Annotated in this window: 19 protein-coding genes, 1 tRNA gene and 1 pseudogene; 13 read left to right on the forward strand and 8 right to left on the reverse strand. The window is 61.2% G+C overall.

Translation table 11 applies throughout. From position 1 onward, the window contains the following. Positions 1-60: 60 nt before the first annotated feature. The 6 genes from B5526_RS11945 (at position 61) to B5526_RS11975 (ending at position 9,587) form a co-directional block, all read left to right on the forward strand. Entirely contained in the window at positions 61-1,350 is a 1,290-nt protein-coding gene (locus tag B5526_RS11945) for a hypothetical protein (protein WP_079538366.1), read from the forward strand. 872 nt (positions 1,351-2,222) lie between these two features. Next, positions 2,223-2,297: transfer RNA gene (locus B5526_RS11950), tRNA-Val, on the forward strand. Between the two features lie 930 nt (positions 2,298-3,227). Next, a complete protein-coding gene (locus B5526_RS11960; protein ID WP_079538368.1) occupies positions 3,228-4,349 on the forward strand; it encodes a hypothetical protein in 1,122 nt (373 codons plus the stop codon). Between the two features lie 699 nt (positions 4,350-5,048). Beyond that, positions 5,049-5,492 (forward strand): hypothetical protein, encoded by a 444-nt coding sequence (locus B5526_RS11965; RefSeq protein ID WP_079538369.1) that lies wholly within the window; start codon positions 5,049-5,051, stop codon positions 5,490-5,492. Between the two features lie 99 nt (positions 5,493-5,591). After that, positions 5,592-8,540 carry an autotransporter outer membrane beta-barrel domain-containing protein gene (locus tag B5526_RS38975; protein WP_244562275.1) on the forward strand — a complete coding sequence of 983 codons (2,949 nt, stop codon included), beginning with the start codon at positions 5,592-5,594 and terminating at the stop codon, positions 8,538-8,540. A gap of 210 nt (positions 8,541-8,750) precedes the next feature. After that, a complete protein-coding gene (locus tag B5526_RS11975) occupies positions 8,751-9,587 on the forward strand; it encodes a universal stress protein (protein WP_079538370.1) in 837 nt (278 codons plus the stop codon). Between the two features lie 39 nt (positions 9,588-9,626). On the opposite strand, the pseudogene B5526_RS11980 reads toward B5526_RS11975, so the two are convergent. Next, a pseudogene (locus tag B5526_RS11980) lies at positions 9,627-9,812 on the reverse strand (hypothetical protein); the annotation flags it as partial. A gap of 648 nt (positions 9,813-10,460) precedes the next feature. Between B5526_RS11980 and B5526_RS37635 the strand changes: the two are divergent. Further along, on the forward strand, positions 10,461-10,631 hold the full coding sequence (locus tag B5526_RS37635; RefSeq protein WP_154071272.1) for a hypothetical protein: 171 nt from the start codon (positions 10,461-10,463) through the stop codon (positions 10,629-10,631). Positions 10,632-10,952: 321 nt separating this feature from the next. Here the strand turns inward: B5526_RS37635 and B5526_RS37640 are convergent, their stop codons facing one another. After that, the gene (locus B5526_RS37640; RefSeq protein ID WP_154071273.1) at positions 10,953-11,243 is read right to left on the reverse strand and encodes a hypothetical protein; all 291 of its coding nucleotides are present in this window, start codon (positions 11,241-11,243) and stop codon (positions 10,953-10,955) included. Positions 11,244-11,431: 188 nt separating this feature from the next. Next, complete coding sequence (locus tag B5526_RS39435; protein ID WP_283807618.1) at positions 11,432-11,560, reverse strand: hypothetical protein; 129 nt, start codon at positions 11,558-11,560, stop codon at positions 11,432-11,434. 250 nt (positions 11,561-11,810) lie between these two features. Here B5526_RS39435 and B5526_RS37645 point away from each other — a divergent pair, with 250 nt between their 5' ends. Further along, the gene (locus B5526_RS37645; protein ID WP_154071274.1) at positions 11,811-11,981 is read left to right on the forward strand and encodes a hypothetical protein; all 171 of its coding nucleotides are present in this window, start codon (positions 11,811-11,813) and stop codon (positions 11,979-11,981) included. 219 nt (positions 11,982-12,200) lie between these two features. Here the strand turns inward: B5526_RS37645 and B5526_RS11990 are convergent, their stop codons facing one another. Together B5526_RS11990 and B5526_RS11995 are read right to left on the reverse strand one after the other, a co-directional pair. After that, a complete protein-coding gene (locus B5526_RS11990) occupies positions 12,201-12,386 on the reverse strand; it encodes a hypothetical protein (RefSeq protein WP_079538372.1) in 186 nt (61 codons plus the stop codon). A gap of 712 nt (positions 12,387-13,098) precedes the next feature. Beyond that, a complete protein-coding gene (locus tag B5526_RS11995; RefSeq protein WP_079538373.1) occupies positions 13,099-14,412 on the reverse strand; it encodes a M20/M25/M40 family metallo-hydrolase in 1,314 nt (437 codons plus the stop codon). A 408-nt stretch (positions 14,413-14,820) separates the two neighbouring features. Between B5526_RS11995 and B5526_RS12000 the strand changes: the two genes are divergently transcribed. Both B5526_RS12000 and B5526_RS12005 read left to right on the forward strand, forming a co-directional pair. Next, complete coding sequence (locus B5526_RS12000; RefSeq protein ID WP_079538374.1) at positions 14,821-16,845, forward strand: alkaline phosphatase family protein; 2,025 nt, start codon at positions 14,821-14,823, stop codon at positions 16,843-16,845. A 103-nt stretch (positions 16,846-16,948) separates the two neighbouring features. After that, complete coding sequence (locus B5526_RS12005; protein WP_154071275.1) at positions 16,949-18,514, forward strand: tetratricopeptide repeat-containing sulfotransferase family protein; 1,566 nt, start codon at positions 16,949-16,951, stop codon at positions 18,512-18,514. A 125-nt stretch (positions 18,515-18,639) separates the two neighbouring features. Here the strand turns inward: B5526_RS12005 and B5526_RS12010 are convergent, their stop codons facing one another. The 3 genes from B5526_RS12010 to B5526_RS12025 form a co-directional block, all read right to left on the reverse strand. Next, positions 18,640-19,875, reverse strand: a complete 1,236-nt coding sequence (locus B5526_RS12010; protein ID WP_079538166.1) for an IS4 family transposase — start codon at positions 19,873-19,875, stop codon at positions 18,640-18,642. A 183-nt stretch (positions 19,876-20,058) separates the two neighbouring features. Further along, a complete protein-coding gene (locus B5526_RS12020) occupies positions 20,059-20,565 on the reverse strand; it encodes a hypothetical protein (RefSeq protein WP_079538377.1) in 507 nt (168 codons plus the stop codon). A gap of 124 nt (positions 20,566-20,689) precedes the next feature. Further along, positions 20,690-22,234 carry an acetolactate synthase large subunit gene (locus tag B5526_RS12025; protein WP_079538378.1) on the reverse strand — a complete coding sequence of 515 codons (1,545 nt, stop codon included), beginning with the start codon at positions 22,232-22,234 and terminating at the stop codon, positions 20,690-20,692. Between the two features lie 225 nt (positions 22,235-22,459). On the opposite strand from B5526_RS12025, the gene B5526_RS12030 reads away from it, so the two are divergent. The 3 genes from B5526_RS12030 to B5526_RS12040 all read left to right on the forward strand — a co-directional run bounded on the left by B5526_RS12030 (position 22,460) and on the right by B5526_RS12040 (position 25,351). After that, complete coding sequence (locus tag B5526_RS12030) at positions 22,460-23,035, forward strand: L,D-transpeptidase (RefSeq protein WP_079544938.1); 576 nt, start codon at positions 22,460-22,462, stop codon at positions 23,033-23,035. A gap of 193 nt (positions 23,036-23,228) precedes the next feature. Next, positions 23,229-24,008 carry a DUF2927 domain-containing protein gene (locus B5526_RS12035; protein ID WP_244562355.1) on the forward strand — a complete coding sequence of 260 codons (780 nt, stop codon included), beginning with the start codon at positions 23,229-23,231 and terminating at the stop codon, positions 24,006-24,008. A 188-nt stretch (positions 24,009-24,196) separates the two neighbouring features. Next, entirely contained in the window at positions 24,197-25,351 is a 1,155-nt protein-coding gene (locus B5526_RS12040) for an IS4 family transposase (RefSeq protein WP_079544939.1), read from the forward strand. Positions 25,352-25,374: the final 23 nt, after the last annotated feature.

The raw sequence follows: 25,374 nt of genomic DNA on the forward strand, positions 1-25,374 counted from the left end.
TTTCCCCCGTCCGCCATGGCATTGTGACATTAATCATTTTCTGGCGGGGAGTTAGCCTTCATGGTCGAACCGATCATGTATTTGGCGATCGGTTTTCTGATCTCGATGCTGTTCGGGCTGATGATCGTGCCGCTGGTGCATAACCGCGCGGTGCGGCTGACGACCAAACGGCTCGAGGCGGCGACGCCGTTGTCGATGGCTGAAATCCAGGCCGACAAGGACCAGCTGCGCGCGGAATTCGCGATGTCGGCGCGGCGGCTCGAGATGAGCGTCGACCAGCTCAAGAACAAGACCACCAGCCAGCTCGCCGAACTCGGCAAAAAGACCGATGCGATCAACCGCATGAAGCTCGAGCTCGGCGAAAAGAACGCCACCATCTTCTCGCTGGAAGCGCGCGAGAAGGCGATGAAGGAACAATTGCGCGCCACCGAAGAGGAATTCGCCGCCAAGACCGAAGCGCTGCGCGACGCCGAAAAGGCGCTGAAGGACAAGCAGAGCGAACTCACGAAAATCAATCACGAATTATCCGATCGCTCGATGATGGCGGACACCCGCCAGGTCGAGCTGGTCGCGGTTCGCGCCCAGATCGACGAACTGAAGAACCGCGTCGGCGACGCCGAGAAGGAATTCTCCACGACGCAGGCGCGGCTTGAACAGGAGCGCGGCGAATCCGAGAAAGCGACGCGCGAGCTCACGGAGGCGCGCAGCCGGGTCGAGAATTTGAGCCAGCGCGTCACGGATCTCGATCGCCAATTGATCGTCCAGGTCAAGGAAGCGGAGATGCTCAGTAACCGCGTCAACGATCTGGAAGCGCGCCTTGCCACCCAGGGCAAATTGCTCGCCGAGCGCGACTATGAGAACAATCAGCTGCGCCAGCAGAACGCGACCGCGGAGAGCGCGTTGAAGGAATTGCGCGGCGAGATCGCCGCCAACAACAGCGGCAAATGGCCGGCGCTGGAAAAACTCAAGACCGAGAAGGCGGCGGCCGAAGAGCAGCTTCGCATCGCGCGTGACGAACGCGCCAAACTGCAGCGCGACATCAACGCGATCCAGCAGCAGGCCGAAAGCTCCTGGGCGACCGAGCGCATGGAGAATGCGCTCTTGCGCGAGCGCATCAACGACATCGCCGCCGAGGTCGCAAAACTCGCGATGCAATTGGAAGGGCCGAACTCGCCGATCGAGGCCATGCTGGCCGCGGAGCCCGTGGTGCCGGCGAAGTCCGCTAACGGCGCCGCCGCCAATGGCGCGGCCGCAGCGAGCGCCGCTCCCGAGGGCGGCGGCACGCTCGCCGAACGCATCCGCGCGCTGCAGTCCCACGCCTCCCGGGCGCGACAGCAGGGGGCGGGCTGAGATTCCGCGGCGCGCCACCGTTAGGCACACATAGCTACCCCATATAAAGTCGTCATACCCCGCGCATGCGGGGTATCCAGTACGCCGCGGCTTCTCGGTTCTATCGCTGGCGTCTCTGGAATACTGGATCGTCCGCCGGAGCCTGTCATCGGGCGGCGCCTTGCGCCGACCCGGTGGCGAACGATGACAGCTGGGGTGTGAGGCGGATTTGAATTTCAACAGCCACAACTTCGCGATCTCGCGGCGCCTTGCGCCCGAGTTTTGCTCTTGGTTCCCGCCCTCTGAAACCCAGAGGGCGCAGGGAATGCCGGGCGCCCGATGCGCCCGATAGCCGCGTGTGCAACGATAGTGTGAGAGCGCACACGCGTTAGTCAGGTCACACCGGAAACACCCGGCATTCCCCGCGCAATGGTTTTACGGCTTATATCGTGCTCTCCCCGGTGAGCCGGGCTTTCTTGCCACCGTCATCGGCGAAATTGCTTCCGCCAACTTGACACCAGCGTCGGGGTGTCAGGACCACACGACTTCGCCGTCCGCTAGAAAGCGCCCTCGTCTTTGGCACCACCCGCGTCCACCGCATCCCGCCCCGCGTCCGTGACGATCGCGAGCCGCCCCTCTGTGTGGGACGGGATGACGGGAGTCTTATGGGTGATTTGGGCAAATCACGAAGCGGTATATTTTTGCAAACCGGACTGGACGACCCAAATCAGCTTGATCGGCCTCAAGAATTTAGCGTTTTGGCGCAAATCGCCCGATGACACCGGCCGCGCGGCTTGACACCTGTAGCCCGCACTTCGTAAATCGCGGGCACTGACAAACCGTCTTGTCCGATCCGACGCCGCTTCCGGCCTTTGATTGTACACGAGAATCCCGGGCGCATAGCTCAGCGGGAGAGCGTTCCCTTCACACGGGAGAGGTCCAAGGTTCGATCCCTTGTGCGCCCACCAGACCCAGCCCTATCCGGCCTCGGGTTTTATCCCGCTGAAATGCTGCGGCTGCGCAGATTCGTGCTCCGGGAGTACGCGTTGGACTAAGCCCAAGTCGAAGGTCATCGCCCATCGCTCTGCACCAGCGCCGTAGGTCATCCATCGGCGGAAGTCCCAAGCGCTAGCGAGCTGCTTAAGCTGGGGCTTCAAGTCGCGCAGTCGAGTGGACCGTGACGCCTCTCGATCGTCCCCGACAATCCGTGCCGCCGAAGAAAGCATAAGCTGTCAAAATTCAAGAATGGGTCAGTGTCGCTGTCCACTGAGTAATTCAGCAGCAACAACCCTTGGAAAATGCAACACCGCCTTGTGGCTTGCCACACTTGCGGCAATTTCCCCGACCTGTATTCGCTTGGCGACAGACTTAGATTGAGCATGCGAATTTAGAGCGCACCGCCGTCTGGCGCGGCGCCGATTGGGCCATTTGCGCGTCTGAAAAGATCGAAACAACCCGATCCGTCACCGTCTCGTTGGCGACTCGGAGCGGAGTCGTTGTCATGATCATTCTTGGCGCCTACACTCGTTATCGCACTGGGCGTCCCTTGTTTGGTTCTGTGACGATCGAAATGATGAAACAGAACAAGATTCCGGTACTCATGGCTCACTAGAACTGACTGGCCCCAGATGCTGAGGGCAGCTGCCGACGAAAGAAGCGCAACGGAAGGAGCATCCCGAGAATCTATCCTCCAACACCGCCGCCAATTGCGCCTGCTACGGCTGCAGAAGGAATGCTTTTCGCATTGCCCCGGGGCGAGGATTCTCGGCAAGGCGATCTACGCATTGTGGCAGCCTCCAGCGCAGAACAGTCTGACCAGGAGCACAGAGCATGGAGCCAGCCCATAGGCTACAATTCCGTCCGCGAACAGCCGATCCAGATAGGGGAGTATCGCTGCCATGCTTTATGTCGACATCCCGAGTTTATCTGATCTGAAGTCGCTGACGGCCCACCGCGACGACATCTGTGTCTCCATTTATCTACCCACCACGCCGGTCAGTCAGGAAACGGTGGGTGATCGGATCGAATTGAAGAATCTCGCGAAGGAGGCCTTGCGGCAACTCGAGACCGCAAACGCCGACAAGCGGCGCGTCGCCGCGCTTATGGAGCATCTCGATGACCTGATCGATGACGACGAGTTCTGGCGGTTCCAGGCCCGCAGTCTTGCAGTGTTGGCGACCCCGGACAACGCGCGGACGTTCCGCGTGCCCAACACGCTGGTATCAATTGTTGAAGTATCGGACCGATTTCACCTCAAGCCGCTGTTACGCGCCATCGCATTTCCCAATACCTGCTTCGTGTTGGCGCTGGCGGAAAACGCGGTCCGTGTCATTCAGATCTCGGCCGACCTGCCGCCCGCGGTCGTAAGGGTCGATGGCATGCCGAAGGATGCCGCCAGCGCGGTCGGGCGCGCCTCCGTCAACGACCGCTCGCCGAGCGGCCGTCTTCAAGGATCGGAAGGTCAGAAGGTTTTGTTGCGCCAATTCGCTCGCCAGGTCGATCAGGCGCTACGCGGGCTGTTGACCGGCAGTGACGTCCCGCTGGTGCTGGCCGCAACCGAGCCGCTCGCCTCCATTTATCGGTCGGTCAATACCTACGCTCTTCTGGCTAAGGCTGGGATCGACGGCAGTCCCGTATACTTGACCGATGCCCAGCTCGCGGATCGGGCTCGCGTTCTGCTCGACGGTCTGTATCGGGACGAGATTACTCAATGGAAAACGGCGTTCTCGGCACGCGAGAACGAAGGCCGAGCTACGACTGATATCGCACATGCCGCGCGAGCAGCAACCTATGGTGCGGTGGAGACGATGCTGGTCGATATCGACGGGGTCATTCCCGGTACCGTCGATGAGACCAACGGCACTGTCAACTTCTCGGTATCGGCGAACGCCAGGGAATACGGTGTAGTCGACGAAATTGCGAGCCGCGTCATCCGTTCGGGCGGTAACATTCTCGGCGTTAGAAAGGCTGATATTCCTGGCGGTAAGTCGCTCGCGGCTATTTTGCGCTATGCAATGTAGTCGCAAGGCAGTAGCGCGCGGCCGTGATCGCAGCGATGCGCTGCTGTCGCGGCGGGCGTGAAGGCGAAACGCACGAGATGCGCTGTTGTCGTGCGCCTCAGCCGTCCCGCAAGCGTTGCGTATGCGCGCGTTCGCCGACCGGAAGCTTGGGTGCGGCTGCCATGTCACAGGCGATTGAAATCATCGGCGACGTGGCAAGTTCCCACTGCGGGCGCGGCCCTCTCGCTTTATAGTTGACAACTTCGGGGAAGCGGGCGCGAACTGGGGCGGGAGCGCGACATGCGGTTCCGAAAGCTATGGACGTGTCGGGCTGGGCCGCCGACATTCGGAATGCCGTCTGCTCCACAGCTGAGAGCCGGCACACCGAAATCGACCCGATCGAATGTTGTGAGGCCGCCACACCTGCGGACGGTTTTTTGTGAACCGTGCGCCAGCGCGCAAAGCAGGATTTACCAAGAGCAGTACTATCGGCAGCAACACTATTGGCGCCGAACGCGCCCGCGGCCGTTCCGTTTGGCGCTGCCGAGACGGTGGCGGCTGTGTTGTTATGCGTTGCTGGCGAGCGCATCGCTCGGCGCGCTACTGATGCGCGGAGGAGACAACATACGGCGCCGAACAATTAGTTCCGGGCGACAACTTCGGTGCTGGCTGGCGCGGTACGGCTCGGCATCGCCGAGCGCATGGCGTCTGCGTTTTTTCTTGACGGTACTGGCCTCGGTCTTGCTGGCGTCAGAAGTCGCCCAAGCGCAGACGACGGTCGGCCCAGGGGACATCGGTTCAACCATCAATGCCACGGGCGGCGGTGGCAGCACGCTCACAGTCCTCGGCTCAACAAACTTGCTGCCACCCCTAGGCGTCCTCGCAGCCAATGTCGGTCCGGGAAACCTGATCCTCGATCCGGCCGCGGGCTCCGCCTTTGGGCCGATTACGGTCAACACCGAGGATGCAATCGGCATCCGTATTTCAGCCACAGGTAACCTCACGATCAATCCGACCGGAAGTGCGTTTCCCACCACGATTACCACCATGGGTCCGAACGCCTCCGCCTTGCTGCCTGTGCACATCGAGGCCAATTGGTCAGTATCGCTGTCCAGCGTAACGCGGCCGCAACAGCCATCGAGAAAGATTGAGCGGTCCGGCTGACGGCCACACTTGTGGCAAGTTCTTCAAGATATTTTTCGCTTGCATACAAGTTCAGATTGAGATTCCGCAAGCTCAGATGACCCCGAGAGCGGAGCGACCGTGGCAATCGCTGACAAATGGCAGCAGAGGATAAGGCGGCCCAAGCCATACGCGGTTTTGACGGCCGCTCCTCGTTCTTTCGCCCTCATAGCCGCATCGCTGCCGATGTCCACCGTGGTCATGGCGGCGCTGGCAACGATGCCAGCCCATGCCCAGAACAACGCCACATGGTTAGGAGCGAATCCAGGAGATACCTCTTTCAATACCCCCGGCAACTGGACGCCAGCCTCGGTGCCGACTGGCACCGCGTCTTTCGGGCCAGCGACGGTTACAAACCCAAACATATTTAGTCCTGCAACCAACACTCTCAACCAGTTCCAATTCCTGGCTGGAGCGCCTCGATACAGTATCGGTGTGTTTGGCACTCTTAACCTGAACAACGGCGGCGTTGGAAATGCTTCCGGCAATCCCCAAGGTACTGTCGTCCTATCGGGAGGGACACTGAATTTCAACAACAGTACAGCAGGCGACAACACGATTTTCTATGGTAATAGAGGCGGAGCAATTGTGTTTAATAGTGGCAGTACCGCAGGTAGTGCCGACTTTGAAAATCAAACCGGCGGCGGTACGATCGGTACGATCACTTTCAACAACGGCAGCAGTGCTGGTAGTTCCCTTATTCGAAATGATTCTGGTGCAGGTATCGTCACTTTCGCGGGTGCGAGCACCGCTGGCAGCGCCACTATCTTAAATGATAATCCCACCACTGGCGACGGCAGTATCATCTTTACTGATACGAGCAACGCGGGGAGCGCCACCATCCAGAACTTGACTGCCGGTAACACCATCACATTTCAGGGTAGCAGCAACGCGGGCAATGCCAGCATCCTGAACTCGACTGGCAGCAACTTGAATTTCACCGCCAATTCTACAGCCGGCACATCAACGATCACCAACAACGGCACGACGACTTTTTCCGGTTCTGCCACTGCCGATCAGGCGAATATCACGAATAATGCAACGTTGAATTTCACGGGCACCAGCACTGGCGGCACAGCGATTATCACGACTAATAGCGGAGGGACCACGACTTTCTCAGGCTCCAGCAACGGTGAAGTGGCTCAATTCATCACCAATGCTGGCGGCACCTTCAACATGTCCTCCCTGACGTCTGGCGGAATGACCGCCGGCTCGATCGAGGGCGCGGGAAGCTATATTCTTGGTGCTAATGAACTCACCACCGGCCTGAACAATCTCTCGACAACGGTCAGCGGAGTAATCAGCGGCGTCGGCGGTTCGCTGATCAAGGTGGGCACCGGGACGCTCACCCTGTCGGGCGCCAACACCTATACCGGCACCACCATAATAGCAGGGGGCACGCTTGCCGCGGGCGGCGTCAATGTCTTCAGTGCGAACTCCCATACCGCTGTGGAGAGTGGCGGGACGCTCGCCCTGCAAGGCTTTAACCAGACGCTCAACAATGGCCTTGAGAACGCGGGAACGGTGCAGCTCGGAGTTCCAGGTGTAACGACTCCGGGCACGACGCTGACTGTCGCCGGCAATTATGTCGGCACGAACGGCATTCTCGCGCTCAATACTCTTCTCGGTGCCGATGGCTCCCCGTCCGATCGGTTGGTCGTCAATGGCGGCACCGCCACGGGCAGCACGGGTATTCGAATCACTAACGTCGGAGGGCCGGGCGCGGAGACCACAGCGAACGGCATCGAGGTGGTGAATGCGATCAATGGTGCTACGACCGCCGGTGCCTTTACGCTTGCCAACCCGGAGCTGCGCGCGGGCGCCTTCGACTATCGCCTGTTCCAGGGTGGCAGCGACCCCACCGTCGCCAATGACTGGTTCTTGCGCTCGAGCTTCACCAATGGGCCGGGGCCGGAGGAGCCGATTGGTCCCACTCCGCCGCCAGAACCGCTGCCGCCCGGCGTCTGGCCGATCATCGGGCCGGAGCTTGCGACCTATGGCGTGGTGCAGCCGATCGCCCGGCAGATGGGACTCACCACGCTCGGCACCCTGCATGAGCGCGTCGGCGATGCGGCGGCCGACGCTGCGTGCTTGAGTGCCGTCTCGACCGGCAGCTCGGCCACGCCCGACGGAGCCATCACCAAGGCCCCACCCGTCCCGTACGGCAACTGCCCGCCGGGCGTCTGGGGCCGCTTGTTTGGCCAGCAGATCAACAATCACTACCAGGCCTTTGCCGACCCGCGCGCCACCGGCCAGGTGGCCGGCATCCAGACCGGCGTCGACGTCTGGCGCGGCAGCCTGATCCCGGGCCACAGCGACACCGCCGGCGTCTACTTCGCCTATGGCAACGGCAACGTGAGCGTGGACGGCCTCGTCACCAACGCGGCGGCGACCGCCTATGTGCTGCAACACACCGGTTCGGTGAATCTCAACGCCTATACGCTGGGGGGCTACTGGACCCATTATGGTCCCACCGGCTGGTACATCGACGCGGTGCTGCAGGGCTCGTTCTACAACGGCAACGCGGCGACACAGTTTGCCAACCTGCCGACCAATGGCACGGGCTTCATCTCCTCACTGGAGGCGGGCTATCCGATCCCGCTGCCGTGGTTCGGGCCGCGCTTCGTGCTGGAGCCCGAGGGCCAAATTATCTGGCAGCAGGTTTCCTTCCAGGACGCCAATGACGGCTTGGGCCCGGTCGGGCTCGGCACCACGTCCGGCGCCAGCGGGCGGCTCGGTCTGCGCGGCAAGTGGACCATCAGCGATCCCGCCGGGCGTGTGTGGCAGCCTTATGTGCTTGCCAATGTCTGGCGCGACTGGGGCGCTAATGCGATCACCACCTTCGGCCCCGACCCGGTGCCCTTGATGGAGCAGGCGACGCGGCTGGAGTTCGCCGGCGGCCTCAGCGCGAAGCTTCTCCCCGGTCTCAGCCTCTATGCGCAGGCCGGCTATCAGTTCGCAGTGAGCGGCACCGACGGCGGCAGGCGCGATGGCGTCAGGGGAGATCTCGGCCTGCGCTACACCTGGTAACGCCCGGTAGATATCCTAAAAAGGGGGCGAAGCCGGTCGGGAAGCCACCCAGGCTTGCGTGAAGACCAGGCAAGTCAACACGCCGTCCTTCGATGTCAGGGCTGCGTGTTACAATACGTTGAGTCCGCCGCCGTTTGATCTGCATCATCGTCCGCCGGCGAGTCTCGTCTTCATCACGGTGAAGCAATCGGCACGACCTGAGGCCATATCATGAAAGATCTCCTTACGGTTCCTACTCTGCATTCCGAGAACGAGTTGGGACATGCGGCCCAATTTACGCTTGCCCTGGCCCGCTCTTTCGGCGCGCAGCTAACAGCATTGATAACAGAGATCGAGCCCGGCCTTCCTTCGCCTCCGGTTGAGCCTGATAATATGCAGGGCGGCGTCGAAGCGCATAAGCCGTTATCGGCAAGCGAACGCTTGACCAGAATAGCAAGCCTTGTTCGAGGAGCAGCTGCTCTTGCTGGAGTGCCATGCGCGATGTTGCAGGAGGAGCGCGGCTCCAGTTCCTTGCGTAAGGTATTGATCGACAACGCCTGTGTGCGCGACTTGGTGACGCTCGATGTGTTTGGTCCTTTGCGTTATCCTCGACAGGGCCTTGTCGAGGCTGTTCTGTTTGGTACCGGGCGGCCGATCATCCTTGTACCAGCCGCTGCAGGCTCATTGATCGACGGCAGAATTCTGATCGCGTGGGACGCGACGCGCTCGGCGGCCCGGGCATTGCATGATGCACTTCCACTCTTGAAACTGGCACGACAGGTCGTCGTCATATCCGTGATTGACGACAAGGATTTCCCGGAGTCTTTTACGGGAAAGGATCTATGTCGGTATCTCTACCGATGGGATATCGATGCCCGCTTTGAGATTGCCAGGCGCGGAAGCCTCACCGTGGGTGCTGCCCTTTTGGACTGCGCTCGCAGAATCGAAGCGGATCTTCTGGTCATGGGCGGATTTGGACACGCTTTCGAGCGCGAACTCATGTTTGGAAGCGCAACGCGAGATATTTTCCAGTCGGCTATCGAGCTCCCAATTCTACTTTCGCACTAATCGCATGATTTCGGCAGCGGCTTCGTCGGGGATAGTCCGTTATCGCAAAAATGCTCGAAATCGCCGGAGAGAGAAGAAGAACAGGATCGCTCCTATCGTCAGCAGGGCGGCGATCACAGCTATTCCGGCGCCGCGGAACAGCTCGGCTTGTGCGAGGATGACGAAGTGGGTGTTGGGCGCGGCGAGCATGATGATCTGGATGATCTCGGGCATGCTCTCCCGCGGCCAAGCGATCGCGGGCGCGGATTACGGTCATGGCAGACCAAGGCCTGCCCGGTTGGCGTGGCGACGTTGCGATCGTTCAGGATGCGCGCAAAGAGATTGAACGCCGGATCGCCACCGCCACGCCACCAAATCGCCTAACGACTCAACGACCTGTTGCGCGGGCCGGGGCGATGCGCATGGGGTGCAGTAATGATGCGCGGGTCCAATCTATATCTAACTGCGGCCCTGAGTGGGCTGTTGGTCATGATGTTTTTGCTTGGCGCGATCCTCGTTCGAGGTGTCGGACCGGCTGAGAAAGGTGACCGACTTGGCCGAGCCACCTTGGATATTGGTGTCGCCGACCTGAGAGGGACGCTGCCGTAAGGATCGCTACGCGGCCCTAACCTATCTCCAAAAGTCCTTGAACCGATCCGGCGACAACTCGGTGTAGCGCACCGTGTGCTGGATATTCCGATGACCGAGATAGGCCTACAGTGCCCGCGTATCGTGCCGTTCGAACTCCTAACGTTGTCGCAGTCGTGCGGTTTGGTCCGACATTCATGTATCCTCGCCATGCCATGCATACCCGCGATCAGAGGTCGCTGCTGCTTGATCGGAGGCAGCGGCCCCGCCCCGTTCCCGATAGTCAATCCCTGGAGCTGAGGGAAAATGACTGGCCAAACCCCTTATTTGACGCGCTATCTTGTAAGGAAAGGATCCACCGGCTGGATGGTTTGGGACAGGCATTTAGAAGGCGGCCGACCGGCGGTATGGCTCACCGAAGAGCAGGCACAAGAAATCAAAGACGAACTGACCAAAAAATCACATTCTGAGCGCTGAACGCCGCGTAGTCGCACCCCTCATGACTTCCGGAAGGCCGCGTTCGGGCGATCTTTTTGTTTGACACGGCGCGTCCGATTGGGACGTCTTCTGTGGCTGCCTAGCAACAAAACTTTTGTTCCTTCACCGGAACCACGCATTTCGATTTACGTCTGGCCGAACGCGGCCTTAGCTTTGACTGCCGGGGCTGGGTACATTTCATAACATTAGATTTTCGAACCCGGCGAGCCGCAGCGCGCCAATGCCTGCGGCTTTTTGCGCTAGTCGTCCCCGAACTTTCAACCTGGGCCATGATGATCCTCGGTTTCATGGGCGTCGGCTTTATGGCTTATCATAGCGGCCTTTTCGGCATGGGATCGGCGGCGTCAGATCAGCGTAGCCATGCCCGCGAGCGCGGAAGAAATTGGCGTTGGTGTCGGGCCGAATGGCGTAACCGTCGGCGCCGGGCATGATCGGGACCGCGACAGGGATCGTGACCGCAGGGATATCCGTGATCGCGACGAGCACCGGGACGGAGACCGCGAAACCGTCATCATCAAGAAAGATCACGACCGCGATGGCGACAGGGACCACGACCGAACGGTCATCGATCGCCGCTAGCGATCTGACCAAACGGCCTCCCTCCGGGGAGGCCGCTTTGCTTCGATGGGGATGACGCGCAGCCTAACCTCGGGCACGGAAGCTTGCGGAATTCACGCGGAAGTCGTTTCGGCCCTTGGCTCCCGGTAAGGCCGCAGTCTCCAGATCGGCGCCAGGGGGACCGGCGCCCCAAAATCATGCCGTAAAGCGCCTTCCCGGCGCTAGATTCCCAAAACCCAGACCGCCACGATCGTGCCGAGCACGGCCAGGCCGGAAATCGTCCAGCCCGTCACATAAACCGCACCGTCGTTTTCGGGCCTGTCTACCATCGTGTCGTGCCAATGGGCCATTTTGGCCTCCTGCAGAACGCCTCTGGTTGTTATGTCTCCGCAGCCAACCGAAGGTTCAAATCTGATAATTCCGTTGATGGCCGCCGGGTTCCATGACCGCAGGCGGCAGGCCGCTTATTTTGGCGAAACCCGCCCGGCTTTCGGCCTGCGGCGTCGATGTGACACGCATCACGCCATCGTTCGCCGCGGCGGTCTATGACGGAGCCGTTTTTTTCCGAGCAGCTTCGGAAAAACTATTTCGGGTGTCCGCATGGATCGATCGACCAAGTTTACGCTGTGGATCGCCTTCCTGGTGCTGTTCTCGTACTTCGCCTGGTTCTATCTGGACTGCGCCATGGACGAGAGCTGCCATATCGTCTGTACCTATGGCGGTCGCGGCGGCTGCCACACCGAGCGGAAGCCTGATCTCAAATTGCATTAGCGGACGGGCCGCGCCGGGGCACAACCGCTGCCCCGTCATCCTCGCTTTTTCGTCATGGCCGGGCTTGTCCCGGCCATCCACGTCTTTCTTGCGGTAACCTCGTTAAGACGTGGATGCCCGGGACAGGCCCGGGCATGACGAGTTTCGCGATACCCGTCCATTCCACTGGCTGCATTTCGAGTCAGACTCCGAGACGGGGACGTACCCTGCTCTAGCGCGTCACTTGGCGGGAAACGGCGTGCCGGCGGTCCGCACCAGCCTGTCGGCTTTGACGAGCACATAATCATTGTCCGGCTGCTGCCGGGCAAAGAAGCTGAAGGCCACGAAGGCCGCGCAAAACAAAAAGCCCACCAACATGACCCTCCGGTGCGTGCGCTTGTCGGCGTTGTGAAACGAAATGGACATGGTCCATCACAACCATCGGCAGCGGAGCTAAGCAATCGAAGTCGGGTCTTAACCTTGCTTTTGAAGGTTACGAACAGAGGCGCATTTGAGGAAAAGTGGCGGGATTGAAGATATGGCCATGGCGCAATACGAAAAACGGTACCTCTCACCCAAACGGGGGATGAGACTCACAGGTGTCCCATGGCATTTCTAGGATGCCGGGATTTAAGTACCCGACCACGGAAGCCAACGTCCGCCGAGCGATTATATTCCGCTCAGGCGGCGTTTTCGCGTTTCAACGAGCATATGGAAGTATTCGTCGAGCTCGCAGGAGGAAGTGCTCTTCAATGACGATCTTCTGCATGTCTGATCCTGGCGTTATTGGATGCTATCCATTCCTGAACAGTCCATGGCGGAAAACTCTAGCTGTTCGAGTGACGCCAGACGCTCCCCCTATCCCGCCCTCGCGACAAGCGCTGTGAGCAAAAGACTTAGAGTTAGCCCGATAGACGACATCATGAGCACGGGCATAAAAGTTTCGAAATCGAATTCCCGATGGGCGTCAGCTGTTCGGCGGCGAAATCCGTGTACGTCTGTCTGCATTGTCACCGTCATTCTCCCGGAAGGCTTGCTCCACGACGCGGAGAATGATCGAGCAATTAGCTGAGGACAGAATTAGTAAAATGTGTCCTCGAGGTGGTCTCTTTATGTATTGCAAAATGTGCCGAAAACCTCATCTCACCTTCAGCGCCGGCTTTGTCACCCCATCGAGCCCCGTCAGCATCAGAATCGTCAGCAGCGCGTTTTGCGGGCCGAGGTAGCCGTCGACCTGCCGGTACCATTCGTTGCGCGAGTGCCAGTTGCCGCCCTCGCCGCCGCCGCCGATGGTGACGGCGGGGATGCCGAGCGACATCGCCAGGTTGGAATCGGTCGAGGAGCCGGCAAAGGTGACGTGCGGCGCGCGGGTCAAAATCGTCATCGAGCGTTGCGCCGCCTGCACGATCGGGGAATCCAGCGCGACGATGCCGGCGGGCCGGTCGCCGATCAGTTTTATCTCGACCGTCATCTTGTCGGATTTCCAGCGCGCGTTTTCTTCCACCACCGCCTGTTTGACGAGATCGAGCAGGCGGGCTTCGAGCTTTAGAAGCTCCTCCGTCGAATTCGAGCGCATGTCGACCGCCATCCGTGCCTCGCTGGCGATGGCGTTGACGGAGGTGCCGCCGCGGACGGTGCCGACGGTGAAGGTGGTCTTGGGATCGGACGGCGTCTCGAGATCGGCGATTTTTGCAATGGCCCGACCCATGGCGTGGATCGCGCTCGGCAGGCCAAACTCCTGGAAGGAATGGCCGCCGGGACCCTTGAAAATCATCTCGTAGCGATGGCTTCCCGTCCCCTGGTTGACGACATGCGAGATGCCGAGCCCGTCGATCGAAATGAATCCGTCGATATCGGTGTGGTCGCGGAACAGCGCCTTGACGCCGCGGAGATTGCCGAGCTCTTCCTCGCCGACGGTGCCGACGAACAGGACATCGCCGACGGTCGCGATATCGTTGCTATTGATCGCCTTGACCAGTGACAGCAGCACCGCGAGACCGCGGGAATCGTCGCCGATGCCCGGCGCCAGGATGACGCCGTCCTTTTCCTTGACGGTGACGTCGGTGCCTTCGGGAAACACCGTGTCGAGATGCGCCGACACCACGAGTTTCGGTCGCCCGCCGCCGGTCCCCTTGCGCAACGCGATCACATTGCCTTCGGTATCGATCGCGGCATCCTTGAAGCCGAGTTCATGCATCCGCTTCAGGAAATAGTCGGCCCGGACTGTTTCCTTGTAGGGCGGCGCCGGTATCTCGGTGATGCGCTTCTGCTCGGCGAAGGCGTTGTCGTCATCGGCCCTGATGTCGTCGAGCGCCTTTGTCACCTTGGGATTGGTGAGGATAGCCTCAACCGCCGGTCCCGGCGCGGGGGTTTCCGCAACGGCCTGTTGCGCCAAAGACACAGCCGACAAGATAGCGATCGCGAAGATCGATCGTGCGCACGCGATTTTCATTGGCAGCCCCCCATTTCCTCGGTCCTCACTCAAATCCCAATTCGTCAGAGGTGCCATTGTTTTTGGCAAACGTCAAAAGCATCAGTCAACGCCGCATCTTAGCGGTTCTTCTTAGCGTCGCTGCCCGGGCAGCACGTCATCCCCGCGGAAAGCGGGGATCCAGTAAACGCCGGTGGTTACTGGACCCCCGCTTTCGCGGGGGTGACCGCATTACGCGGGGTCACAGCAGTAGCTGTTTCATCGTCCCTGTCAGCCACGCCATCCGACTCGGCCGGCGCCGTCGTCATCCTGTAACGGAACTGACATTTGCGCGAAGCACGACTGACATGTCGGACACTTAGCTTCGATTTGTTCGCGCTTCGCCGAACAACATCCGCACATTTTCAAATTTTCGAACAGGAGACGTCAATGCTCAAGCAAACGACGAAACGTCTACGCGATCGTACGGTCGTGACCGCCGCGATCTTGTCACTGATGGCACCTCACGCTTACGCGGCCCAGCCGATCGGCGGAGCTCATGCCAACGACAAGAAGACCGACAGCCCGATCAAGCACGTCATCGTCATCATTGGCGAAAACCGCACCTTCGACCATGTTTTCGCGACTTACGAGCCGCGCGCGGGCGAGCATGTCGACAATCTCCTGTCCAAGGGCATCATCAAGGAAGACGGCTCGCCGGGCCCGAACTACGCCAAGGCGAAGCAGTTCTCGACCACGGTCAGCAATTTTTACTCGATCAATCCCACGCTGAAGACCGCCTACGACAATTCGACCAACAAGCTGCAGGCGCCGGGAACCTCCTACGCGCCAAAGACCTGCTACACCACGGTCGAACTGGCTTCGCTCAACGGTCCGGGCTGCCTCTCCACGCTGTCGGAGGCCAAGCGGGGCGATTACGGCCTGAGCAAGGGGGATCTGCCGCTATTGACGACAGGCGCGACCGGCATTGCGGGCGGATCGCCCGATACCCGCATCCTCGACTACGCCAACTTGCCGAACGGCCCCTATCCGCTGGTGACGCTGCCGGCTGGCGAAGACGAAACCTCGAGCCTCTACAAGACCTACGGCGGCAGCCCGGTGCACCGCTTCTATCAGATGTGGCAGCAGCTCGACTGCGACGCCGCCAAGGTGACCGCCAGCAATCCGAGCGGATGCCAGGCCGACCTGTTCCCGTTCGTCGAGATGACGGTCTCCTCCGGCAGCAACGGCAATCCGGTGCCGAAGCCCCTAGCGGAAGGCGATATCGCGATGGGCTTCTACAACGTCGCCAGGGGCGACGCGCCCTATTTGACCAAGCTCGCCCGCGAGTTCACGCTCAACGACAATTACCATCAGGCGGTGATGGGCGGAACCTACGCCAACCACATGATGATCGGCTATGCCGGCTCGCTCTATTACGCCGACCAGAACGGCGATCCCGCGACCCCGCCCCCCAATCAGATCGAGAACCCCAATCCGGCGCCGAACACCAACAATTGGTACGCCAATGACGGTTACGGCGGCGGCAGCTACACCAACTGCTCCGACCCCTCACAGCCGGGCGTCGCGGCGATCGTCAATTATCTGACTGCCGTCCATGTGCCGGCGGACTGCGCGCCGGGCGCCTATTACCTGCTCAACAACTACGTCCCGGCTTACATCGGCAGCGGCGTCACCGATCCGGTCAACAACGGCCAGTTCACGCTGCCGCCGGTGATCAAGCAGAAGCACATCGGCGACGAGCTGACCGCGGCCAGCGTGTCGTGGGCGTATTTCGGCGAGCGCTGGAACGACTTCAAGACCGCCCCCGGCGAGGGCGTGCAGTTCGGAGCGCTCGACCCGATCGCGTATCTCTATTGCAACATCTGCAACCCGTTCCTCTACTCCGCTTCGGTCATGACCAACCAGGCGCAGCGCGATGCGCATATGAAGGACACGCTCGATCTCTATGACGCCATCGAAAACGGCAGCCTGCCGGCGGTGTCGTTCGTGAAGCCGAGCACCTTCAACGACGGCCATCCGTCCTCGTCCAGGGTCGATCTGTTCGAATCCTTCACCAAGAACATCATCGACAAGGTGCAGGCCAACCAGGATCTCTGGGAATCGACCGCGATCCTGGTCACCGTCGACGAAGGCGGCGGCTATTACGACTCAGGCTACGTCCAGCCGCTCGACTATTTCGGCGACGGAACACGCATCCCGCTGATTGTGGTGTCGAAATATTCGCAAGGCGGACACGTCTCGCATGAATATTCCGACCATGCCTCGATCCCGAAATTCATCGAACGGAACTGGGATCTGCCGAAACTCTCCAAGTACAGCCGGGACAATCTGCCGAACCCGAAGACGTCGGATGATAACCCGTACGTTCCGACCAACCGGCCGGCGCTCGGCGATCTCTTCGGCAATTTCCAGTTCGGGGATCGCGACGACCATCATCACGGCGACAATTGATGGACGAAGGCTGTTCCCTCTTGAGGGGACAGCCTTTCATCTCACACAACTCTGGAAGGCCGGATTTCGCTTCCGGCCTTTGCCTTTGCCATGGAGTGACACTTTGAGAATAACCGCGCCGCTGCGAGCCAATCTAACGCCGATCCATGAAGCGCGAGACGCCTTTGCCCGCGGCGACCTGGCGACGACCGAGCGGATTTGCGCCGAGGTCCTCGCGCGCACGCCGGACGATGGAACCGCCTGGGCGCTGTTGACCGAGACTGCGTTGCGGCGCGGGCGCCCCGAGGCGGCCCTCATCTGTGCCGACCGCGCGGTCGCGCTGCGGCCAAAGGATCCGATCGCGCTCATCCTGCGCGCCAAATGCCGCTTCGTTTCCGGCGAGGCGCGCGGCGCGCTCGAGGCCGCTGAGGCGGCTTCCGCGATCACCGACAACGCCCCCGAAACGCAGGACGCGTGTGGGGCCATGTTCGGCCTGCTCGGGCTGCATCAGAGGGCAAAGCAATTCTTCCTGCGCGCGGTCGCGGCCCGTCCCGATGTGCCGCAATATCTGTTCAATCTGGCCGCGACCGAGCGCATGACCGGGGCGCTGGAGGAGGCCGAAGCGCATTGCGACGCGGCAATTGCGCTCGACCGGCATTACGGTCTTGCGCATTATCTGCGCTCGGACCTGCGCATCCAGAGCGCCGAGCGCAACCATATCGCGGAAATGGAGCGGCTGGTCGGCGAAGGCCGGCTGGCGGGCCCGAGCGAAGTGATGCTGCGGTTTGCGCTCGGCAAGGAATATGAGGACCTCGAGCGCCACGACCGCGCCTTCGATCATGTCGATGCCGCCTGCCATCTGCAGCACCGCCTGGTCGCGCACGATCATGCGGCCGAAATCGCCGAGATCGACCGCATCATCCAGACCCACACGCGAGGCTGGATCGCCGCCGCCCCGCAAGGGCATGCCGCTGCTGCTCCCGTGCTCGTCGCAGGATTGCCGCGCACCGGCACAACGCTGGTCGAGCGTATCATCGCCAGCCACCCGGCGATGCGCTCGGCGGGGGAAACCAGCGCGTTCGCGACCGAGCTGCGCCGCGCCATCAAGGACAATTCAGGCGGCGGCGATCCGGCCGCGCTCGGCCGGCGCTATGTCGACAGCGTGACGGCGTTCCGCGTACCGCGGGAATCGCGTTTCCTCGACAAGACACTGCAGAACTACCTCTATTGCGGCCTCATTCATACCGCGCTGCCGGCGGCGAAAATCATTTTGGTGCAGCGGCACCCGATGGATTCGTGCTGGGCGATCTACAAGGCGCATTTTCAGGGCAAGTTCGCGTTCTCCTATCATCAGATCGAACTCGCGGAATATTATTTGGCCTATCGCCGGCTTTCGCGGCACTGGCGGGCGACATTGCCGCCCGAGGCGCTTTTGGAAATCAATTACGAGGACATCATTAGGGATCAGGCGGCGGCGAGCCGGCGGCTGATCGACTTTGTCGGACTTTCCTGGGACGAGGAGGTGTTGCGGTTTCACGAAAGCCCGGCGCCGTCGTCGACCGCGAGCGCCGTCCAGGTGCGGCGGCCGATCTATTCGTCGTCGGTCGGCAAATGGCGGCACCATGCGGACCGGCTGGCGCCGCTGCGCGCGCGGCTGGCGCGGGAGATTCCGGAAGCGGAATTGGCGTGAGATGGTGGCAGCGATCGATCACTTCTCCCTCGCCCCGCTCTTCGCGGGGAGAGGGTTGGGGTCATTTGCGCTAGGTTAAGCGTGCGTTGAGATAGTCGCATTGTTTTCGGCGTCGGCGCGGTGGCTCACAGAGGTGACGGCGGATTTTGGTGAAGAGGTTGCAGACAGTTTGCCACAGGAGTGGGCCGCGAATGGCGGCGCAAATGGTGGCGAGGGCTATCTTCATGAGACGCCAGCGCGATCGGCTTGCGCGTGGTGCCGGGTCCAGAGGGGGAAGAGTCCGGGACTTGCCCGGCAATCTGTTCGGCGATGATGGCGACGATCAGCCTTGCGTAGATCCATGCTCGCGCGAGTTCAGGCTTCTTGGCCGGCAGCAGATCGAGGCCGGCCAGGCTTTTGAACCTTTTGAACGCCAGCTCGATTTGCCAGCGAAAGCGATAAAGGGCGAGGATCTCGGACGGCGGGAAGGCGGCGACCGGCAGCGAGGTCAGGAGAAGAATGTACTTCGCCGCCTCGAGACTGCGCGGGTCGGGTTGCCGGCCGCGCTTCTTGGCGTCTTTGAGCAGACGCTTCTGCTCGGCTTGCGCCTGTTCCGGGTCCTTGCGTCGAATAATGAGGCGCAGCATCAGCGGCTCCGGTGGTGGAGACCCCGTGATGCCTTCGTGGATGCGAACCTGCACCTCGCTTAGCTGTTCGGCCTGAGCGGCAAGTGCGGCAAAGAGATCGAAAGGCTCGCCGTTCGCCTGCAACAGGCGTAACGAGTTCCAGCCGGTCCGCACGATGAAGTCTGCACCGGCCTCCACCACGGGCCGCAGATCGCGCGGTCGCGCATAGTAGCGATCACCCAGCACGATATCGCCCGGCCGGTAGGTGAGGCGCTGAAGGTTCTCGGCACCATACCCGTCGGTCAACTCGAGCTGATCGACTTGACCCGTTGCCAGGTCGTAGCCGACATGCAGGCGCCATGTCGTGCGGTCAGCTCCCGGTTGGCAGATCGACGTTCCATCCAATGCACGCAAGCGATACCCGGCCCAGCGTCCAGCGGGTACTTTTGCCTGTTCGGCAATCAGCGCAGCCACAATGTCGCCGAGCCAAGGCGCTGCTTTGCACAGCCGATCGAGCAGGGATGGGTCGGACAAGCTGACGATCCCGCCGGCCTCAGCCCACGCACAGGTCTCGCGCAGCGACATTCCGAGGCCTCCATAGGCCAGCGCCAGCCGCAACAGCGTTTCAGCGTTCTTGATTTCCCGCGCCCGCGTGAAGGCGCCTCGCGCCCGCGCCGTTGCTTCCACGTCAAAATCCGCCGGAAGGCGCGCGCTCACCTCCGGCCAGTGATCCAAAATCTCAGGGCGAATCTTCATCCCAAGCTTGAATCATATCGCGATTCCTTGTGTCCAGAGCTAAACCTAGCGCAAATGAGGGTTGGGGTGAGGGGCTGCCTCCGCAAATTCCGAACAGAGACGCGCGCGGTGAGTCCCCCTCACCCGGATTGCATCTCCGATGCAATCCGACCTCTCCCCGCAAGCGGGGCGAGGTGAGCGACACTACCCCAGCCCGATCTCCTTCAGCCGCTCGGAAAACCAGCCGGACATCGGCTTGTCGATGACGCCGCCGGCATAGACGTCGGAGACGACGCTGTTCTTGCCCAGCACGAGAAAAACCCCGATCCAGTAGGCGAACCACAGATGCGGGTCGGTCAGCGCGCGCAGCTTGTGCTGGTCGTGTTCCGGCGGCTGATGGTTAGAGGCCTTGCGCACCTCGATCGCGAGCAGATTGTTGGGGATCGCGCGCTGGTGGACGACGATGTCGGGATAGACCGATTTGCCCAGATGATCGTCGGTCGAGACGATGGTTCCATGCGGCAGCCGCAGCGTCCGCTCGCCCAGTTTGTCGTAATCGCAATCGACGTCCCAGCCGGAAAACTGCTTTTCCAGATGCACCGCGAGCCGATGCGTCAGCGCGCGCTCGCCGAGATCCTTTTCCAGCAGGAAAGTCTCGTGCGCGTAGAATTCGGCAAGCCCGGCTAAGACCTTGTTCATCTCGGTCTGCATGCTGCCTCCCCTCCGTCATTGCGAGCGGAGCGAAGCAATCCACAGCCACTATGCCGTGCCATGGATTGCTTCGCTACGCTCGCAATGACGGCCTTATTTTATCGTAAGCTCTTTCCGCCCATCCTCACATCCGCACTTCGATCAGCCGCGGTCCCTTTTCCGGAACCGCCTCCGCCAGCGCCTTGACGAATTCATCCACGGTCGTGACCGCGCGGGCGGCTACGCCCATGCCCTTGGCGAGCGCGACCCAGTCGAGCGTCGGGCGGTCGATCTTCAGCATGTCGAGCGCGCGCTGGCCGGGCTCGCCGGCGCCGACGCCGTCGAACTCGCCACGAAGAATCTGGTAGATGCGATTGGCGAACACGATGGTGGTGACATTGAGACCTTCGCGCGCCTGGGTCCACAGCGCCTGCAGCGTGTACATCGCGCTGCCGTCGCCGACCATGCAGATCACCTTGCGGTCGGGACAGGCGACCGCAGCGCCGGTTGCGACCGGCGGCGAAAATCCGATCGAGCCGCCCATGTTCTGCAGCCAGTCGTGCGGATGGGCGGCTGCCGTCGGCGGAAAGAAACCGCGGCCGGTGGTGATGGATTCGTCGATCACGATGGCGTTTTCCGGGATCGCCATCGCGATCGCCATCGCGATCGAGGCGTGGGTCAGCGGGCCCGTCGGCTTTGAAAGCTCGACCATGGCTTGCGGTTTTGCATCCTGTGGCTTGGCGCCGAGCGCGGAGGCCAGCGCCTCAAGTGCGGCGACCGAATTCTCGCCGCCCGAGGTCATGCGATGCACCTCGCAGCCCGCGGGCTTGAGCATGCTCGGCTTGTTCGGATAGGCAAAGAACGCCACGGGATCATTGGCCTCGACCAGCACGATGTGCCTGAAATCTTTCAGGATCGGCAGTGCCTGCTCGATCACGTAAGGAATCCGGTCGATCGAGAACCTCCCGCGGCCGCGCGCCATCCGCGGATTGTAGGTCTGGCCCATCACCTTGCAGCCGGTCTTGCCCGCGATCTGCGCCGCGAGCTTTAGGCCATGCTCGGTCAGCGCGCTGCCGGTGAGCAACAGAAGTGTCGGCTCGCCGCCGCGCAGCGCCTTTGCGGCGGCGTCGACCGCCTGCGGGGAATAGCTGGCGCGCTGCTGGTCCTCCGGCACCTGCGCGATGCCGTCGGCCTCGTTCCAGGCGGTGTCGGCCGGCAGGATCAACGTTGCGATCTGGGGCGGTGAGCTTTTGGCGGCGGCGATGGCGGCGGCGCCGTCCCTGGCGACGGATTGCGCATCCGGCGAGGTCCGCACCCAGGCCGACATCGGCCGCGCCAGGCCCTCGATATCGGAGGTCAGCGGCGCGTTATATCCGATGTGATAGACGGCGTGCTGGCCGACGATGTTGACGATGCCGGAATTGGCCTTCTTGGCGTTGTGCAGATTGGCGAGGCCATTGGCGAGGCCGGGGCCAAGATGCAACAGCGTCGAGGCCGGCGTGCCCTTCATGCGGAAATAGCCGTCGGCAGCGCCCGTCACCACGCCCTCGAACAGGCCGAGCACGCAGCGCATGCCCTCGACCCGGTCAAGGGCGGCGACAAAATGCATCTCGGAGGTGCCGGGATTGGCGAAGCAGACATCGACGCCGCCTGCGACCAGGGTCCGCACCAGACTTTCCGCACCGTTCATTATTCGCTCCCGTTCGCGACCGCGTTTAAAACCCACCCGAGATCAATCATTCCCAGCGCGTTTCGTCAAAGGGTTCGCCGGGCAAGGCTGCCATACCAGCGCAAGTGATGGGGTTTTTTAACCGCACCCTTTGAAAATCGATAGCGCTCACGGGCTCTTTGCTTGCGAAATCGCGCCGATTATGGCCTCTCTCGCGGCCGAAGCGATTTTTTTGCGGGGGCGAAGATGATCCGTACGTTTGCTGTGCTGATTGCGGCGGTGAGTTTGCTGGCCGGTGCCGGTGAGGCGCGAGCCCAGGGTTTTTTTGACTCGCGGGATATCATGGGCGGCGGGCCCAATTTCAGCCTGGGCGGCTCTAGCCCGATCCCGCGGCAGACCGTGAACTTTACCGGCAATTACGCGCCCGGCACGATTCTGATCGACACCGCCGAGCGGCGACTGTACCTCGTGCTCCCCAACGGCCAGGCGCTGCGCTACGGCATCGGCGTCGGCCGCGACGGTTTTCGCTGGGGCGGCACCCATCGCATCTCCGCCAAGAAGGAATGGCCGAGCTGGACCCCGCCCTCGCAGATGCTGGCGCGCCGCCCCGATCTGCCGCGCCACATGTCCGGCGGCATCGACAACCCGCTCGGGGCGCGTGCGATGTATCTGGGATCGACGCTCTATCGCATTCACGGTTCCAACGAGCCGGAAACCATCGGCCAGGCGGTCTCGTCCGGCTGCTTCCGCATGACCAATGAGGACGTCGTCGATCTCTATAGCCGCGTCTCGGTCGGCACCACGGTGGTCGTGAAGAACTAGGGTTTGCCGCGACGCCGACCCATATTCATTTGTCGTCCCTGCGGAAAGCAGGGACCCATAACCCAGGCTTTAGTTGTTGCGCGAAAGCCGTCAAGCCGCGTCTCTCAAAACAACCGCCGCGGCGTATGGGTCCCTGCTTTCGCAGGGACGATGGTGTTAGTGTTGTGCAATGACCCGATCCTCACATTTCCCGATGACCGCGATCGCGTTGGCAACGATCGCGTTCGGCAGCGTCGTCGCGTCGCTGCCAGCATCGGCTGAAATCCCCGCCATCGCCTCGCGCCAGCGCGCGGAGAAGAAGGCATTCACCGATACCGAGATCATCGACGGATTTCTAAAAACCGCGTTCGGCGCCGAATATCATCTTGCCGGCCGGGTCGACCGCATCCGGAAATACAAAGCGCCCGTGCGCGTGTTCGCGGATGGCAAGTCGCAGAACCGCAAGGCGCAGCTTGCAAAAGTCGTGGCCGACATCGGCGCGAAGGTCGCGCATCTCGACATCGCGATGGCAGAAACCGCCGAGGCCGCCAATGTGCTGGTCCAAATGGTGCGCGACCGCGATCTCTATCGCACGATTTCAAAATCTTACGGCAGTGAACGGGCGCGCGAGATAAAAACCTCGCTCGATCCGCAATGCCTCTCGGGTTTCCGCAAGAACGAACGATATGAGATCGAGCATTCCGACGTCATCCTCACCACAGACAACGGCGATTTTGTCTTCTTCGACTGCGCCTATGAAGAGCTATTACAGTCGCTGGGACCGATCAACGACACCTCCTCGGTGCCCTGGACCATGTTCAACGATGAGGTGTCGATGGGATTTTTCGACGTCTACGACCAGTACATCCTGAACATTCTTTATGATCCGCGCATCACAGCCGGCATGAATGTCGAGGAGGTCAAGGCGGTGCTGCCCGAGGTGCTCGCCGACGTGCGGGCCTGGGTGAGGAAGGTGAATAATTTGCCGGAGTGAGATAACGCCGTCATGGCTGGGCTTGTCCCGGCCATCCACGCCTTTCTTGCCGCCCCCGCTAAGACGTGGATGCCCGGGACAAGCCCACCACTGTCCGGTTCGATTTTTGTAGACAGGGTGCATGACGAGGATTCTTCTGTGTTTTGAGCGCTTCGCACACGTTCGAGACACCGAAGGAGGTCCACGCCATGCGGCATCAGAATAGCGTATTTCACAGTCTAACAAAGCACGTTCCTTGGTCTAAGTTCGAACAGATCGTGGAGAAGTACGGGGCCGACCGGCTGGTGCGGAAATTGACGACGAAGCGTCAGTTCATCGCATTGCTGTACGGGCAATTGAGCGGCTCGACGAGCCTGCGGGAGGTCGTGACCGGGATGGCGAGCCACGAGACGCGGCTTTATCACGTGGGGGCGGCACCGGTGAAGCGTTCGACGATGTCGGACGCCAATTCGACGCGGCCTTGGCAAGTGTTCAGCGAGCTGTTCGCGCAGATGCTGCCGCAAGCGCATCGTGGGCTGCGGCGCGCGACGGCAGACGCGGTCCGGCTCATTGATTCCACCAGTGTTCGGCTCTCCAGCCTGAGCGAAGGCTGGGCGACATTTTCGGCCGATGTGTTCGGCGCCAAGGCGCATATCGTCTACGATCCGAATGCCGATCGGCCGGTTTACTTTGCGGTGACGCCCGCTAACGTCAACGACATCACAGCCGCCAAGGCGATGCCGATCGAGCCGGGCGCAACCTACGTCTACGACCTCGGTTATTACGATTATGGCTGGTGGGCGCGGCTCGATGACGCCGGCTGCCGCTTCGTGACGCGACTGAAGAAGAATACCCCGTTCAGCGTGGTAAAGGAGAACCGCGTCCCCAAAAACAGCAATATTCTGCGCGACCGCATCGGTCATTTGCCGGCCCGGCTCGCCAACAGCCGCAAAAATCCGCTGCAAGTTCCGGTCCGAGAGATCACCGTGATCATCGACACCGGTAAGCTGTTGCGCATCGTGACCAATGATCTCGACGCGCCGGCAGAAGAGATCGCAGAGCTTTACAAACAGCGCTGGCAGATCGAATTGTTCTTTCGCTGGGTCAAGCAGACGCTTCGAATCAGGCACTTCATCGGTGTCTCCGAGAATGCCGTCCGCATTCAGATCGCCATCGCCCTGATCGCCTTTCTCATCTTGCGCATGGCCCAGCTGGCTCAAAAAGCGGTGCACAGCCCTCTCGAATTTGCCCGCCTCGTCCGCACCAACCTCATGCACAGACGCCCGATCAACCATTTGCTCGAACCCCTACAGCCGATCCCGATAAACCCCGATCAGTTGAAACTTGGACTATACTTCCAATGAACCGGACAGTGGTGGGACAAGCC

The organism is Bradyrhizobium lablabi (genome assembly GCF_900141755.1).
Taxonomy (GTDB): Bacteria; Pseudomonadota; Alphaproteobacteria; order Rhizobiales; family Xanthobacteraceae; genus Bradyrhizobium; species Bradyrhizobium lablabi_A.

Excerpts from the sequence above, each read along its gene's own strand:
- B5526_RS11945 (WP_079538366.1), top strand. The coding sequence starts at position 61 with ATGGTCGAACCGATCATGTATTTGGCGATCGGTTTTCTGATCTCGATG.
- B5526_RS11960 (WP_079538368.1), top strand. The coding sequence starts at position 3,228 with ATGCTTTATGTCGACATCCCGAGTTTATCTGATCTGAAGTCGCTGACG.
- B5526_RS11975 (WP_079538370.1), top strand. The coding sequence starts at position 8,751 with ATGAAAGATCTCCTTACGGTTCCTACTCTGCATTCCGAGAACGAGTTG.
- B5526_RS37635 (WP_154071272.1), top strand. The coding sequence starts at position 10,461 with ATGACTGGCCAAACCCCTTATTTGACGCGCTATCTTGTAAGGAAAGGA.
- B5526_RS39435 (WP_283807618.1), bottom strand. The coding sequence starts at position 11,560 with ATGGCCCATTGGCACGACACGATGGTAGACAGGCCCGAAAACGACGGT.
- B5526_RS37645 (WP_154071274.1), top strand. The coding sequence starts at position 11,811 with ATGGATCGATCGACCAAGTTTACGCTGTGGATCGCCTTCCTGGTGCTG.
- B5526_RS11990 (WP_079538372.1), bottom strand. The coding sequence starts at position 12,386 with ATGTCCATTTCGTTTCACAACGCCGACAAGCGCACGCACCGGAGGGTC.
- B5526_RS11995 (WP_079538373.1), bottom strand. The coding sequence starts at position 14,412 with ATGAAAATCGCGTGCGCACGATCGATCTTCGCGATCGCTATCTTGTCG.
- B5526_RS12000 (WP_079538374.1), top strand. The coding sequence starts at position 14,821 with ATGCTCAAGCAAACGACGAAACGTCTACGCGATCGTACGGTCGTGACC.
- B5526_RS12010 (WP_079538166.1), bottom strand. The coding sequence starts at position 19,875 with ATGAAGATTCGCCCTGAGATTTTGGATCACTGGCCGGAGGTGAGCGCG.
- B5526_RS12020 (WP_079538377.1), bottom strand. The coding sequence starts at position 20,565 with ATGCAGACCGAGATGAACAAGGTCTTAGCCGGGCTTGCCGAATTCTAC.
- B5526_RS12025 (WP_079538378.1), bottom strand. The coding sequence starts at position 22,234 with ATGAACGGTGCGGAAAGTCTGGTGCGGACCCTGGTCGCAGGCGGCGTC.
- B5526_RS12030 (WP_079544938.1), top strand. The coding sequence starts at position 22,460 with ATGATCCGTACGTTTGCTGTGCTGATTGCGGCGGTGAGTTTGCTGGCC.
- B5526_RS12035 (WP_244562355.1), top strand. The coding sequence starts at position 23,229 with ATGACCGCGATCGCGTTGGCAACGATCGCGTTCGGCAGCGTCGTCGCG.
- B5526_RS12040 (WP_079544939.1), top strand. The coding sequence starts at position 24,197 with ATGCGGCATCAGAATAGCGTATTTCACAGTCTAACAAAGCACGTTCCT.